Raw genomic sequence first — 14,695 nt, forward strand, 5'->3', positions numbered from 1 at the left:
TTATTTATAAGCTGGCATCTGCGCTGAAGTGGTCAACACTTCGGCGCGGACATAGCCTGCAATCCGGTCCGTCCCGTCCAGTGACACCGCATGCCAGTCCTTGATGGATTTCAGCACAATCGGGTTGTAGGCCAGCGTCAACGACCGAACCACCTTCGCATTCGTGTCCGGCTTGGCATAAACCGCAGCCTTGCGCCGGCTGGAAAAATAGAACTGGTCTTTCAATAAAAACGCCGTTCCAAAGTCCGCAGGTTGCCCGACAGAGCTGCGCGAGAAATCCCCGAAGTCCGGCGCAACCGGATTGATCACATTTCCGTCCACCTGATTTTTGCCAAACCACAGATGGTGGGAAAACTGGAACAGGTTCCACCGCTCCTGATTGTAGAACTGCCGCGTGCCGGGCCACCCCCGCGACAGGGCAAGCCACGTCAGGTCCGCCAGCCCCGCATCCAGCAACCGCCCAAGCACGAGCCCCGATCCGTATGCTCCGACACGGTAGCGGTTGCCATTCTGCTGAAACACACGGCGCACCGCTTCGAAATAGGCCATAACACCGGCCAGTTGCGCCGCCCCGTTCCAGCTGCCATCCACCCCGAAATAGATCGCCGATCCTGCGGGCTGTCCGATGGTGTTCTGTGCATAATCGAGCGCATGTTCCGCATCGGCCTGTCCCCGCTTGGGCGTGATGCTTTCCAGCTTGTCGTTGTTAAATTGGAACACCGCACCGATGTTGATGCCCGCGCCCCACAGGGCCTTTGCCTCGTGGCGGCGCAGGACTTTATGAGGCAGATTACGTTCCGGCTGGTCCTTATAGGCGTAGTAGCGGAACACGGTGCGCACCTTGCGCGCCACCAACATTTCCATCATGCCCGTGCGCCGTGTCATATCAAAGGCGGCGTCAATCACGGCTGTGGGGATGAAAGCAGGCAGAACCTCGGCCATTGCGGTGACAGGGCTGGCGAGCCCCGCGCCCGTGAGTGCCATCATCTGCCGCCGTGTCAGCTTCATGTTACCCCTCTGCCAGTGGTTCTAACACATTTCGCAGAGGCTCGGGCCAAAACACCGCATTTTTCTTAATAAAATCCACGCAAACAAGGGTAATTCGCGCAGTCAGTCGCGGCTCCCCTCTGCAAACCGTTTCAATCGAGAGATCCAGACTTCGTTCGCCCAGACGTGTGACGCGCAGTTGGAAATCAAGAACATCCTCCAACCGCGAGATTGCGATGAAATCGGTTTCGATATGAACCGTTGGTACGGACGTGTTTAACTCCTCGTGCATCCGGTGAAACGACCAGCCGGTGACTTGCTCGAAGAATTCCTCCACTGTCAGGTTCAGCATCTCGAAGTAGCGGGGATAAAAGACGATCCGCGCCGGATCGCAATGCTGAAACCGGACAACTTGGGTTGTGGTGTGAACAGGGTCAGCCATTACCCTGTTCCGCCACCTTGGCAGCAAACATCGGCCCGCCCCGCCACCGCGGAAAGCCGTAGCCGTTAATCATCACCACATCAATCGCCTCGGGGCTGGCGGCGATACCTTCTTCCAGTATGGCCCGGCCTTCGGACACCATCGCGCCAAGAATACGATCCATGATCTCCTCGGCGGTGAAATCGCGCTGTTCAATTCCGTTCTTCGCCGCTTCCTCTGCGATGATATTCTCCACCAGCGGGTCGGGTTCGCCCCTGCGGCTGCCTTCGGGGTAGTTAAACCAGCCTGCGCCGGTTTTCTGACCGAAACGGCCCAGTTCGCACAGGCGATCCGCGATAGAAACGTATCTTTCTTTTGGATCACGGGTCGGGGCACGGCGTTTGCGGGCCGCCCAGCCGATGTCCAGTCCGGCCATATCCTGCATTGCAAATATACCCATCGGGAACCCATAGGCTTTCATCGCGCTGTCCACTTCTTGCGGGGTGGCACCATCTTCGACCATATAGTCACACTCCCGCCGGTACGCCGACAGAATGCGATTGCCGATGAACCCGTCGCAGACACCCGCAGGCACCGCGATCTTACCCAACTGCCGCCCAAGCGCAAAGCCCGTGGCCAGCACATCGTCCGCCACCTGATCGGGGCGCACGATTTCCAGCAGCTTCATCACATGGGCCGGTGAAAAGAAATGCAACCCCAGCACGCGGGAAGGGTCAGCCACGCTGGCGGCGATTTCGTTCACATCAAGATAGGACGTGTTTGTCGCCAGCACCGCATCCGGCCGTGTCGCCGCATCAAGTGCTGCAAACACCTGTTTCTTAACATCCATATCTTCAAACACGGCTTCGATCACCAGGTCGGCCTGCGCCAGCGCGTCATATCCGGTCGAACCGATGAACCCTTTCAACAGCGTGTCCCGCTTGTCGGGCGAAATCAGCCCCCGTTTGACGCTGGCCATCAGTGTATCTGCCACACGGCCCTGACCGGCGGCCAGCGCGTCTTCATCCCGTTCGATCATAATCACATGCAGGCCGGACAACAGCAGCGCCACGGCGATACCTGCCCCCATCGTACCACCGCCAATGACGCCAACTTGGGACAACGGTCGGGGATCAACGCCGCGCAACTCGGGCAATTTACCAACAGACCGTTCAGCAAAAAAGACATGGCGCAGAGCGGCGGATTGAGGGTCTTGCATCAGCTCTGTGAAAATCTGCCGCTCCACCGCAAGGGCCGCCGTGCCATCCAGTTGGACGGCCTCGCCAATGGCATCCACAGCGCGAAGTACTGAATTCTGCCCCCGTGCTTTTGACACCAGCTTGCCTGCGATCTCGCGCCATTTTTCCTCGTCCGGTGCATCCACCGGCGCGCGGTTCACAAGCGCTTCGGGCAGGGGGTCACCGGCGATGTCACCGGCAAAAGCAATCGCATCCACCCGCAAATCACCGTCGGATTTCCGATCCGCTAACCCGATCTGCACCGCATCTTGGGCGCGGATGGGACGACCGGTTGCCACCATTTCCGCAGCACGGGCCACGGGCACAACACGGGGCAAACGCACCGTGCCACCGGCACCCGGAATAAGCCCGAGATGCACTTCAGGCAAACCCAGTTTTGCGCGCGCATCCACGATCCGATAATGGCACCCCAGCGCCACTTCCAGACCACCACCAAGGGCAGTGCCGTGGATCGCCGCGACCCAAGGTTTGCGGGCTGACTCTATCGACAGAACGACATCCGGCAGGCCCGGGTCCTGCATCGGCTTGCCGAATTCCTTGATCTCGGCCCCGGCCATGAACGTCCGCCCCGCTGCAATCAGCACCACAGCACGCACACTGTCATCGCCGTCGGTTTGTGCCACTGCATCCGCCAATCCCTGACGCACATCATAGCCCAGCGCATTGACCGGAGGATTGTCCACCGTGACCACGGCAATACCGTCGGTTATTTCTGTTGTTACTGCCGTCGTCATCGTGCTGTTTCCTCATCTTATCCTGTTAGACTGTTTCTGTGCCCGTGCTCAGACCACCGCATCCAGCGCCTTGCGCAGCTTGGCCACAGCACCGTCCACATCGTGCAGCTTGTCCAAACCGAACAGCCCCAGCCGGAAGGATTTGTAATCCGCTGGCTCGTCACACATCAGCGGCACTCCGGCTGCGATCTGCATACCTTGTGCTGCAAATTTGCTGCCATTCTGGATATCCGGATCATCAGTGTAGCTCACCACAACACCCGGCGCACCGAAACCGTCAGCTGCCACACTGGTAAAGCCTTTTTCCGCCAACAGATCACGCACCGCAGCACCAAGGGCCAGTTGCTCTGCGCATACTTTATCAAAGCCGTAGTCTTTGGTTTCCAACATGGTATCGCGGAAGGAGCGCAACGCATCTGTTGGCATCGTCGCATGATAGGCATGGCCGCCGTTTTCATAGGCCTGCATGATCGAGTACCACTTGCCCAGATCACACGCGAAAGAGCTGCTCTGCGTTTCGCCAATCTTGGCCAATGCCCGCTCTCCCATCATCACCAACCCAGCGGACGGTGAAGCGGACCAACCTTTTTGAGGCGCGGAAATCAGAATATCCACACCGGTTTTCTGCATATCCACCCAGACACAGCCCGAAGCGATGCAATCCAGAACAAACAGACCGCCATAGGCATGAACAGCCTCCGCCACCGCAGTGATATAATCATTCGGCAGGATCATCCCGCTAGAGGTCTCCACATGGGGCGCAAAAACCACATCGGGCTGTTCCTCTGCGATTTTTGCCACCACTTCACCAATCGGCGCAGGCGCAAAAGGAGACGCAGTTTCATTGGCGACAGGACGGGCTTTCATCACGGTTTCGCTGGCCGGAATGCCACCTGCCTCAAAAATCTGGGTCCAACGATAGGAAAACCAGCCATTGCGGATCACCAGCGCCTTCTTGCCAGCAGCGAACTGGCGGGCCACAGCCTCCATCCCGTAGGTGCCACCGCCCGGAACAATCGCAACGCCTTCTGCCTTGTAAACCTCCTTCAACATGCCGGAAATATCCAGCATGACCTGCTGGAATGTCTGGCTCATGTGGTTCAGGGACCGGTCGGTGAATACCACCGAAAATTCCATCAAACCATCGGGGTCAACTGCACTGTTCATCACTTCAATCCTTCTGCAAATGCGTTTGCGCGTAGGCTACGCAGCCCAGTTCAAAGCGCAAGGCGATTATGGACCAAACTTCTTCCAATCCCCATATAACAGATTTTAACTGCCCCAGCGCTCCAAGCCCTACGCTCAGGCTTCTTCTGGCTAAAAATATCCAAAACCGTCATTGTTCAACACCGCGAAACGGTCTTAGTCACGCGCGACTACAGGCTCCAGCAGCGCACTCAGACGCTCTGGCTCTTGCACGGACAGGCGCACGGGCAAGGTCACGACCTTGTGGCGAAAATTACGGGGCAGCCGCACCGCATCCTTTTCGGTTGTGACCATCTGCGCCCCCAGACTCTCGGCCTCGCTTTCCATCCGTTTCAACAATGTGTCCGAAAGGGTTTCATGATCCCCGAAAGAGCGTGTCGCCACGACCGTCGCACCGCTCGTCCGCAGAGTGTCAAAGAACTTCTCGGGGCGGCCGATTCCAGCAAAGGCAAAAGCCCGCAAGTCGTGCCAGAGCATTCCTGTTTCCAGCGGTTTTAACTCGGCCCGCAAATGAGGCACCCCTCGCAGATCAGGCCAGTTGGTTGCAAACGCCTTCTGCGCTTCTGACGGGCCGATAGATAGGACCATATCCGCCTGTGCCAAACCGCTTTGAAGGGTCTGACGCAAGGGACCTGCGGGCAAAACCCGCCCGTTGCCAAAGCCCACTGCCGCATCCACAACAACAATCGTGAAGTCCTTCACCAGATCGGGGTTCTGCATGCCATCGTCTAGTATGATCACGTCTGCACCAGCCGCCAAGGCTGCCTCGGCGCCAGCTGCGCGGTCTTTAGCCACCCAGCACGGACCAAACGCGGCCAGCAGCAACGGTTCGTCTCCGACATCGCTGGCGGTGTGTTTCACCTCATCCACGCGCAGCGGCCCGACCGCCTGCCCGCCATAGCCTTTGGACACCACATGCGGGCGCATCCCCATATCGGCCAAAAGCCCCATCAGGGCAATCACAGTAGGCGTCTTTCCGGTCCCGCCGATATTGATATTGCCAACGCAAATAATCGGAACCCGAACCCGAAGATGCCGCCCTTTAGCGTGCCGCCGTGACGCCCCGAAGCGCCAGAGCGCAGACAGCGGCGCCAGCACACGCGGCCAGAGACCCGGCGCAGTTTGTGGCGCGGACCAGAAAGCGGGTGGCTTCATAAGGGGGCTCCCATTGGTATCATGTCCCAAAGCACATCAACCAGTTCATCCGTGGCATCGGCCCCTTCGGAACAGACATGCCAACCCGCGTGGGCCATTTCAGCGGCGCGATCCGGTACGATCAGCTCGCTTACCGCTTCGGCCAGTGACGGGACGGAATGAACTTCAATCGCGGCTCCTGCCTGTTGCAAGCGCAGATAAGTATCGGCGTAATTGTCCACGTGGGGTCCGTGGATGATCGCAGAACCGAGCCCTGCGGCCTCTAGCGGGGTATGCCCGCCCCGCTCCACCAAAGACCCGCCCAGAAAACACACGGCAGCCAATTGGTACCACAAACCAAGCCCGTCGAGCCCCCGCGCAATGATCACATCCGTACGGGGCGGAAGTTCATCAAGGTCATCGCTACACCGCCACACAATTCCGGCTTCGCCACAGGCGGACTTCACAGCCTCAACGTCGTCGCGACTGGCGGGCACAATAATCAACAGCAGACGGTGCGTCATCCGCATGGCGTGGCTGTGGGCATCAAGCACTTTTTCGATCTCGGCCTGCGCCACTTTTGCAGCCAACCAGACAGGCCGCCCGTCCAATTGCCGCGAGAGCCGGGCGCGGCGAGCTTCATCATGGGGTAAGGCAAGGGCTTCTTCGCAAAGATGCCCCATCACGTTGGCCTCCGCCCCGAAACCGCGCACCGCTTTGGCCGTTGCCTCGTCTGCGGTGAGGATGGTTTCAAAACTGTGCAGCGCGGATTTGGAAACCCGTGATATCCAGCGAAACTGCGGGCCGCTGCTGCCTACATTGCCAAGATCCGCCAGCACAGAAGGGATGCCCCGTCGTGTACTCGCGGTGTTGAGCACCGGCATCAGCAAATCATCGGTCCACAGACACAGATCCGGCTGCCAGTGGTCCAGAAACCGGTCCACCGCCGCCAGTTTGTCCAGCGGCGCATATTGGTGCAGGGTGCGCGCGGGCATCCGCATGGCGAAAACGTAGTCTTGTATCCGCATCTGCGTTGTAACCAGAAAGGTGATCTCGGGCAGTTCCGCGTGGATATGGCCGATTACCCCGATCAGGTTCAGCGCGCCTTGCATGTCATGGGTATGGCACCAGACCAGCACGCCTTCAGGCCGGACGAGATCGGACTTGCCCTGCCGTTCATGGGCACGGCTGGCGTCTTCATAGCCACGGGCCACGCGACGGGCGAGTTCGTGTTGCATTAACGGCTCGGTAATGCGCGCGGCACTTCGGATCAGGGTCTCACCAAGGCTCTTGCTGGGCATAATCGGCTCCGCCGGATTTCGTTTTTAAGCTGTGCCAGTGGCGCAGACGGGAGAACGGGTATAAGTCTGGTCTGAATTTAGGGGCTGGCAGCGGCGCTTGCAATCACCCCGTGGACTCTATCCCGTTACATGCGACAGCAGACTGTCCCTGATACGCGGGGCGCAAGCGATCATTCCGGCGGTCTTTGCACCACGGGAATTATAAACCGGCACCTTCCCCTTTGTGTCAAAGACGCTTGCACCGGCTTCGGTACAGATCAGATCACCGGCGGCCACGTCCCATTCCCACGCGGGGCGAAATGTGATCATCGCGTCAAACCGGCCATTGGCCACCAGCGACAAACGGTATGCCAGCGAGGACCGGAAATTCCGGCGCAGGGGTGGCACACCGCCGGGCCAGTAAGACGCATCCATCATCGGTTTGGCGATCAACGCCTCTGCCTGATCCAGCGCTTCTATTGTGCTGGGCGTAATCGGTTCCCCGTTCAGTGTCGCACCGCCACCAATGGAGGCCGCGAACGTCAGGCTTTTGGCGGGCATATGCACGACCGCCGCAGTCACCACACCGTTTTTGGCCACAGCAAGGGAATGTGCGAAGTTTTCGTGTCCGGCAATGAACGAGCGTGTGCCATCAATGGGATCAATGATGAACGTACGCTCGCACTCCAGCCGCTCGGGATCGTCGGGGCTTTCTTCTGACAACCAACCATAGTCTGGTCGCGCCGCTTGAAGACGGAACTCCAGCATGCGGTTCACCTCTAAGTCAGCCACAGACACCGGCCCCTGTTCACCGGGTTTGTCCCAGTGTTCAGGGTCTTGCTGGAAATGCTTCAAAGCGATGTTGCCTGCTTCTTCTGCCACATCCAGCAGGAGTTCCAGATCACGCACCGGCAATGGTCAACCCCTCTACCAAAAGACTGGGCACAACGCGGCTTAGGTGGGGGCGTCCGTCATTGGCCGGTGTGATATTCATCAGCATATCCCGCAGGTTACCTGCCACAGTGCATTCGTTCACCGGACCTGTAATTTCGCCGTTCTCCACCCAGAAGCCCGAAGCGCCACGGGAATAGTCTCCGGTATTGGGGTTGATGGTAGACCCGATCATCGAAGTGATCACCAGCCCTGTTCCCATTTGGGCAATCAGGTCTTCGCGGGTCACATCGCCGGGCGTCAGAGCCAGATTGCCGAGCGAAGGCGATGGCGGCGTCGAGACACCACGGCTTGCGTTGCCGGTGCTGTCCATGCCCAACTTGCGCCCCGTTGCCAGATCAAGCGTCCAGCCTTGCAGGATACCGTCCTTCACCAGTGCGCGCTCCTGAACCGGCAGGCCTTCCCCATCAAAAGGACGGCTGCCCGCCACGCGGGGACGGTGGGGGTTTTCGATCAGAGACAGGCTGGCAGGCAGAACCTGTTCGCCCAGCGCGTCCTTCAGAAAGCTGGCACCGCGCACGATGGCAGAGCCGTTAATCGCCCCAACCAGATGGCCGATCAGCGAAGCTGCGATCCGTTCGTCAAACAGCACCGGATAGGCGCCGGTTGGTGGACGGGTAGAACCGGCGCGCGCGGCGGCGCGTTCACCGGCGGTGCGTCCAATGCTGCGCGGATCCGGCAGATCGGCGTAGTGGCTGCGGGCCTCTCCGTGATAGTCACGCTCCATCGAAAGGCCCTCACCGGAAATCGCCACGCAAGATGTGGAATACGCCCCACGGCGATAGCCGCCGGAAAATCCGTTGCTGGCGGCCAGATGCAAAGAGGTCTCGCTGTAGCCGGAACTTGCGCCCTGCACCTGATCCACGCCAGACACTTCCAGCGCGGCGGCTTCGGCTTCCAGCGCGAGTTGTTCCAGATCCGCAGGGCTTGGCGCGGCGCGGTCGTCATATAACTCCAGCGCGGCCACATCCCATTCGGTGGCAAGCTGATCGGGTCGTGCCAAACCGCAAGTGGGATCGTCAGGCGCTTCGCGGGCCATCGCAACCGCCCGTTCCGCCATCGTGGCAATGCTGGCTTCGCTGTCGTCGGAAATAGACACACAGGCCTGTTTCGCACCACACAAAACCCGCAACCCCAGATCCACCCCTTCAGAGCGTTCCGCATGTTCCAAAGCGCCCGTGCGCATCTCGATGGAAATGGAGGTCCCTTCCATCACCAGCGTATCCGCGCTATCCGCGCCCGCCCGTTTTGCGGCTGCCAACACCTGTTGCGCCAAATCCGACAATCTGCCTGTCATGCTGCTCCGCCTTCATTTGTCTGTGATAGACACCTAGAACAAACGGCAGGGCTGCAAAACCCTGCCGTTCCGTTTTTACCTGCATTGAAGCGGTTATTTGACCCGCTGGCCATTGGCCAGAATGGAGCCGTCTGCGTTCATTTCGATTTTAGACACCAAATGATCCGTTCCATTGCCACCGGGTACTGTGAACATGCCCGACATCATCTTGATCATCTGTCCCTGTTGTTGGGGCACCATTCCAAGCGCAACCAGTTTATCAAGCAAGCCAACGCCGCCCCTAAGATCCATATTCACCTCGCCGACAGGCATCGGTGGGAAGGTCGCGTTGTTCAGTTTGGCCTCCCCGCTTCCGTTCAGGGCGGCACCCGCGATGCTCAGGGTTACATCGTTGATTTTTACACTGTCGACCTCAACCGGAACCGACTTGGCTTCTGCCGCGCTCAGCGCTTCAACCAGCCATTTGATCTGCGCGCTCAGATCGATGTTCAGCCTGGCTGCTTCTCGTGGCAGGGAACCGGTGGGATCAAACATGCCCCAAACCGTGTCTGACAGTTCCAGCCCGTCAAACCCCATCTGTATCCGTGCCGGCAGCGGCGCGTCTACTTTCTTCAGCGGCAGCTTGACCTGCGTTGTGGCTTCTTTGATCTGTGCAGAAAACGGCGGAAGGGGGATGTCCTTTAGCTGGACATTATAGGCCACATCCTGCGCCGTGCCGCCCAAATCAAATATGCCGTCCTTAACAGAAAAGCTGCCATCCGCGCTGCTGGCCTTAGTGTCTATAACCATAGCTGATTGCGGTGCTGTAATATCGGTGGAGCCCGTCATCTTGCCCATCTGATAGCTGACAGACAGATTGCGGCTACCTGCGAACAACTCATCCAGAGACGCCTCGTTCACCGCATCCATATCAAAGGTGGCGGACAGATCGTCGTAGCTGCCGGTCGAAGACATCTTCGTTTTGCCGTCGTCCAGATCATAGCGCAGTTCCAGATTGGCCGCTTTCAGGCTGCCCTCATAGTGGGGCGTATCCGCACCGGTGCTGACCTGATTGACCACCACATCATTCGCAGCCATCTCCATCGAAAACGGCGGCTCAAAGGTGGAGGTTTCAACCGCTATCCGGCTGGCGGTGATGTCATGATTCCGCGCCGATTTTTCACCCGACACGATATGGGTGATACCTTCCGTGCGCACAACGACATCCGCTTTGGGCTTCTCCCCCTTGGGATCAATGGAAATTTTCACTTCTGGGGGATAGCTGAGAGACACTTTACCGCCGCCCAGTTCTTCTGCCCGCATGAACTCCAGCGTGTAACTGCCTTCATCCTCTGGCAGCCCGATCATGATATCGCGCCATTCAACTGTGGAACCTGACACGGTCTCTTGTCCCGGTGACACAGTCATACCGCTTGCGCGCAACTCGTCGAAGTATTCGGCCACCACTTCCTGTGCCAGTTCCTGCGCAAGCACAGGAGAGCAGAGGGCGGTGGACAGTAGCAAAGTGGTGGAAAAATTTTTAAAGGAAAATGGCATGAAGCCTCCTGAAATTTGTGGAATTCATATGCGGACCGCTCCGGTTGTAGGGGACTTGAGCATATACGGAATCGGCACGGGTGTTAGTTTCTCATAGTTCGGAACCGGTTGCAATTTAGCCCGCCCCGCGTGGGTCGACTGTCCGGATTCGCACAAATTGACCGGCAATCACAGTTACAACATACGAATGACATCCCGATCAATCGACAGGGTATAGCCCTTGCGGCTGATGTTCTTGACCAGAAGATGGGACACCAACTGATTGCCAAGCTGGTCTCGCAAGCGTTTGATCCGCGTCGCCCCCGCTGCTTCTTCGCAATCGGCAGCGTTCTTGCCGGAAATCATGGATTCCAGCTCCGCGCCGGTGATGACCTCGTCATCCAGACGCGCCTCGCACAGGACCGACAGGGTTTCGCAAATGCTCTCGGTCAGATCGAACTCCATGTTATTGATATAGACCACCCGTTCATCGCGGCTGACAATCAGGCTGGTAATGTGGATACCGAACTGTTCGATTTCATCCAACCGGCGGGACAACCCATAGTTTGTGAACAGGAAGTATAGGGCTGACAGCAACAGCGCCGATGCCAGCAGCAGCAGGATAAAAATGATCAGCCGGTAACTTTGCAGCACATCGGCAAAGGCCGTGCCTGACTGGGCGAGGATCTCCAACAGCTTGATCTGCTCTCCGGTGGTCAGGGCGTCATTTTCCGCAAATATCCGCGCCACGCGATCATTGAACGCATTTGCATCGGGCAGCGCCATAAACAGCACCACCGCTGTCACAAGGATCAGCAGCAAAACCAGTACGGAACCGGAGACCACCACATTGCGGGGTTTCAACCGGTGCAGCAGGCGGGTCGGTGCAGCGTCAGTATCTAAGGAAATAGGGTCCGGCATTGTCCTGTCTCTGTTGCAGGCCATTGCGGCCGAATGTGGAAACGATACGCAGCAGGGTCCAACCATCCGGAGCGATCCGGCGGCTCACGGCCTGCTCTGCCCGCCTTGGGGACTGGCACGCGCGGGCACCCAGTTCAATCACACCATAGTGCAATTCCAGATTGCCCGACACCGACCGTTTCGCTTTGTAATCTGCGAAACACCCGTTCTGCTGTGCGCTTACAGGGTGCGCCATGACCAATCCGGCCACAAGCGCACCCAACATCCATATATGTAATACGTGTTTCATGCCAAATTCCTGCGCAATACTGGCGGGTAATACAATAACAAAGCCGATTTCGGGGCGTGTTATCCCATAACAATGCGGTGTTTTTGTCTGACAACTGGGGTTTGGGCAGGGTTGGTCCATGTCGCGATGCATTCCGCATTGCCCAAGCTCCTAAGAGGAAAACGCCATGTTCCATAAAATGACCCTGACAGGAATTCTCGCCCTTGCCCTTGTTGCAGCGCCGATCACCGCACCTGCGGCGCTGGCAAAAGACAACGTGGACCGTCTGTTACTGGGCCTGACCGCACTGGGTGTGATCAGTGTCATCGCCAATGAGGCTAAAAAATCCGATCACCAGCCGACCTATGTGCGGCCTGCGCCACAACCGCGGCACCATTACAAACCCCATTACCACGGCAAGAAACACTATCAGGCACAACGCCCCGTCAAACATCACTTCACCCCGCCAGCAAACTGTCTGCGCAAGAAATGGACGCAAAACGGTTGGGTCAAATTCTACAATCAGGCCTGTGTGAATAAATACCGCCCTGCGAACCACCACGGCCACTACCGCCGCTAAGCAGGACACAAGAATCAAATTAAGCAGCGCCCTGTATCGGGCGCTGTTTGCACACGGCCGCTTGCCAAACCTGCGCACAGACGGCACCTACAGAGAATGATCGATATAAACATAGAACCCGAACTCCGCCGCACACATGGACTCACACGTATCGCCGGTGTCGACGAAGTGGGACGCGGACCTTGGGCCGGTCCGGTCACGGCTTGCGCCGTGATATTGGACCCTAGACGTATTCCGGACGGGTTGGATGATTCGAAAAAGCTGTCAGCAAAGCGGCGGGATGCCCTTTTCGATCAGATTGTGGACCAAGCCGATGTTTCCGTTTTTCACGTTAGTGTGGAAGAAATCGATCGGATCAACATCTTGCAAGCCTCTTTGCTGGCGATGCGGCGCGCCATTGAAGGACTGGCAAATCCAGCCGAATTCGCGCTGATAGATGGCAACAAAACACCACAAGGACTGGCCTGTCCGTCCGAAACGCTGGTGAAGGGGGACGGACGCTGCCTGTCGATCGCTGCCGCTTCCATTGTGGCGAAAGTGACGCGGGACCGGATGATGGTTGCGCTTTCGCAACAGTTTCCTGGCTATGGATGGGAAACTAACGCCGGATACGGCACGAAAGCCCACATTGCGGGTCTTGAAACGCTTGGGGTGACACAACATCACCGGCGGTCCTTTAAGCCGATCCACAACATGTTGTGTTTAGAAGGCTGCCCCAAAAACGTCTAATTCTGGCCACAGATTAGAATTGACCTCGAATCCGGAATGACTCATTCTAGGGACAACGACGCAAAAAATTGCGCGATGACGAGGCAGAACATGACGAACAGTAAACACACCAACGGTGGGGTCTCCCTGCCGCTGAACCAGATATTGTCTGGTGATTGCATCGAAGTAATGGATGCACTTCCTGAAAATTCAGTAGACCTGATTTTTGCGGATCCTCCCTATAATCTGCAGTTGAAGGGCGAGTTGCACCGGCCCGACAATTCCAAAGTGGACGCGGTTGACGATCATTGGGATCAGTTCGACAGCTTCAAGGTTTATGACGATTTTTCAAGGGATTGGCTACGTGCCGCCCGCCGCATTCTAAAGCCGAATGGGGCCATTTGGGTGATCGGTTCCTACCATAACATCTTCCGTGTCGGGGCATGTTTGCAGGATGCAGGTTACTGGATCATGAACGACGTGATCTGGCGCAAATCCAACCCGATGCCCAACTTCCGTGGCATGCGTCTGACCAATGCCCATGAGACTATGATCTGGGCAACCAAGGACGAAAAATCCAAACCGACCTTCAACTATGAGGCCCTCAAAGCCCTGAACGACGGTGTGCAGATGCGCTCCGATTGGGTGTTGCCAATTTGTAACGGCCATGAGCGTTTGAAGGATGCCGAGGGAAATAAGGCACACCCGACGCAGAAACCCGAAAGCCTGCTGCACCGCGTGTTGGTTGGCTCCACCAATGTGGGGGATGTGGTTCTCGACCCGTTCTTTGGCACCGGCACAACCGGCGCTGTGGCAAAGAAACTGGGACGGAATTTCATCGGAATCGAACGGGAAGAAGCCTACCGCGAAGTGGCCGCCCGCCGGATCAAGGACACCCGCAAGTTCGACAACGAGTCGCTGCAAGTTTCCACATCCAAACGGGCCGCACCACGGGTGCCATTCGGACAGCTTGTGGAACGTGGCATGCTTAATCCCGGTGAAAAACTGTACGCGTTGAACGGGCGTCACACTGCCAAAGTTCGCGCTGACGGCACGTTGATCGGGAATGATTGCAAAGGCTCTATCCATCAGGTTGGGGCTGCGCTGGAAGGCGCGCCATCCTGTAACGGCTGGACCTATTGGGGTTTCCGCAAGGAAGGCAAGACCATGCCCATTGACCTTCTCAGAGAACAAATTCGCGCCGAAATGGGCGCATAAGAGTTTACCGCCGACGTCCGGGGCCGCCCCCGGGCGCGAAGCCTGACTAGCCCTGCCCTTGTGGCAGGGCCTTTTTTTGGCGTTGTGGCGCAGGCGTCTTAAGACCCTGCGTTTACGAAGCTTCATTTAAGAAGCTTCTTATATGAAGCTTCATATATGCAGTATGATGAAGCCGTTTATGAATTTATTACAAACACTTAAAAAGCTGATTTTTTT

The 14,695-nt window shown here is 57.6% G+C and carries 14 protein-coding genes; 3 read left to right on the forward strand and 11 right to left on the reverse strand.

Going from position 1 to position 14,695, the window contains the following annotated elements:
- The 11 genes from IEX10_RS09035 to IEX10_RS09085 form a co-directional block, all read right to left on the reverse strand.
- Positions 1 to 1,008: a glycoside hydrolase domain-containing protein gene (locus tag IEX10_RS09035; protein WP_188673619.1), complete on the reverse strand. Its 1,008-nt coding sequence runs from the start codon at positions 1,006 to 1,008 to the stop codon at positions 1 to 3.
- A gap of 1 nt (position 1,009) precedes the next feature.
- Complete coding sequence (locus IEX10_RS09040; protein ID WP_188673622.1) at positions 1,010 to 1,429, reverse strand: acyl-CoA thioesterase; 420 nt, start codon at positions 1,427 to 1,429, stop codon at positions 1,010 to 1,012.
- The gene (locus IEX10_RS09045; protein WP_188673625.1) at positions 1,422 to 3,401 is read right to left on the reverse strand and encodes a 3-hydroxyacyl-CoA dehydrogenase NAD-binding domain-containing protein; all 1,980 of its coding nucleotides are present in this window, start codon (positions 3,399 to 3,401) and stop codon (positions 1,422 to 1,424) included. The genes IEX10_RS09040 and IEX10_RS09045 overlap by 8 nt, the downstream gene beginning before the upstream one ends.
- Before the next feature lie 48 nt (positions 3,402 to 3,449).
- Positions 3,450 to 4,568 carry an aminotransferase class V-fold PLP-dependent enzyme gene (locus IEX10_RS09050; RefSeq protein ID WP_188673628.1) on the reverse strand — a complete coding sequence of 373 codons (1,119 nt, stop codon included), beginning with the start codon at positions 4,566 to 4,568 and terminating at the stop codon, positions 3,450 to 3,452.
- A gap of 195 nt (positions 4,569 to 4,763) precedes the next feature.
- A complete protein-coding gene (lpxK, locus tag IEX10_RS09055) occupies positions 4,764 to 5,762 on the reverse strand; it encodes a tetraacyldisaccharide 4'-kinase (protein ID WP_188673630.1) in 999 nt (332 codons plus the stop codon).
- Entirely contained in the window at positions 5,759 to 7,042 is a 1,284-nt protein-coding gene (locus tag IEX10_RS09060; protein ID WP_188673634.1) for a 3-deoxy-D-manno-octulosonic acid transferase, read from the reverse strand. The genes lpxK and IEX10_RS09060 overlap by 4 nt, the downstream gene beginning before the upstream one ends.
- 117 nt (positions 7,043 to 7,159) lie before the next feature.
- On the reverse strand, positions 7,160 to 7,930 hold the full coding sequence (locus IEX10_RS09065) for a 3'(2'),5'-bisphosphate nucleotidase CysQ (protein WP_308420700.1): 771 nt from the start codon (positions 7,928 to 7,930) through the stop codon (positions 7,160 to 7,162).
- A complete protein-coding gene (locus IEX10_RS09070) occupies positions 7,923 to 9,269 on the reverse strand; it encodes a TldD/PmbA family protein (protein ID WP_188673640.1) in 1,347 nt (448 codons plus the stop codon). Before IEX10_RS09070 ends, IEX10_RS09065 begins: the two co-directional genes overlap by 8 nt.
- A 93-nt stretch (positions 9,270 to 9,362) precedes the next feature.
- Positions 9,363 to 10,805: a DUF2125 domain-containing protein gene (locus IEX10_RS09075; RefSeq protein WP_188673642.1), complete on the reverse strand. Its 1,443-nt coding sequence runs from the start codon at positions 10,803 to 10,805 to the stop codon at positions 9,363 to 9,365.
- 174 nt (positions 10,806 to 10,979) lie between these two features.
- The gene (locus IEX10_RS09080; RefSeq protein ID WP_188673645.1) at positions 10,980 to 11,705 is read right to left on the reverse strand and encodes a winged helix-turn-helix domain-containing protein; all 726 of its coding nucleotides are present in this window, start codon (positions 11,703 to 11,705) and stop codon (positions 10,980 to 10,982) included.
- The gene (locus IEX10_RS09085; RefSeq protein WP_188673648.1) at positions 11,677 to 11,994 is read right to left on the reverse strand and encodes a hypothetical protein; all 318 of its coding nucleotides are present in this window, start codon (positions 11,992 to 11,994) and stop codon (positions 11,677 to 11,679) included. Before IEX10_RS09085 ends, IEX10_RS09080 begins: the two co-directional genes overlap by 29 nt.
- Positions 11,995 to 12,160: 166 nt before the next feature.
- Between IEX10_RS09085 and IEX10_RS09090 the strand changes: the two genes are divergently transcribed.
- From IEX10_RS09090 to IEX10_RS09100, 3 genes are all read left to right on the forward strand, one after another.
- Positions 12,161 to 12,553: a hypothetical protein gene (locus IEX10_RS09090; protein WP_188673651.1), complete on the forward strand. Its 393-nt coding sequence runs from the start codon at positions 12,161 to 12,163 to the stop codon at positions 12,551 to 12,553.
- A 96-nt stretch (positions 12,554 to 12,649) separates the two neighbouring features.
- Positions 12,650 to 13,282, forward strand: a complete 633-nt coding sequence (rnhB, locus tag IEX10_RS09095; protein ID WP_188673656.1) for a ribonuclease HII — start codon at positions 12,650 to 12,652, stop codon at positions 13,280 to 13,282.
- A 90-nt stretch (positions 13,283 to 13,372) separates the two neighbouring features.
- Positions 13,373 to 14,479: a site-specific DNA-methyltransferase gene (locus IEX10_RS09100; RefSeq protein ID WP_188673659.1), complete on the forward strand. Its 1,107-nt coding sequence runs from the start codon at positions 13,373 to 13,375 to the stop codon at positions 14,477 to 14,479.
- Positions 14,480 to 14,695: the final 216 nt, after the last annotated feature.

The sequence above is a fragment of the Neptunicoccus cionae genome (assembly GCF_014643735.1).
Lineage (GTDB): Bacteria > Pseudomonadota > Alphaproteobacteria > Rhodobacterales > Rhodobacteraceae > Amylibacter > Amylibacter cionae.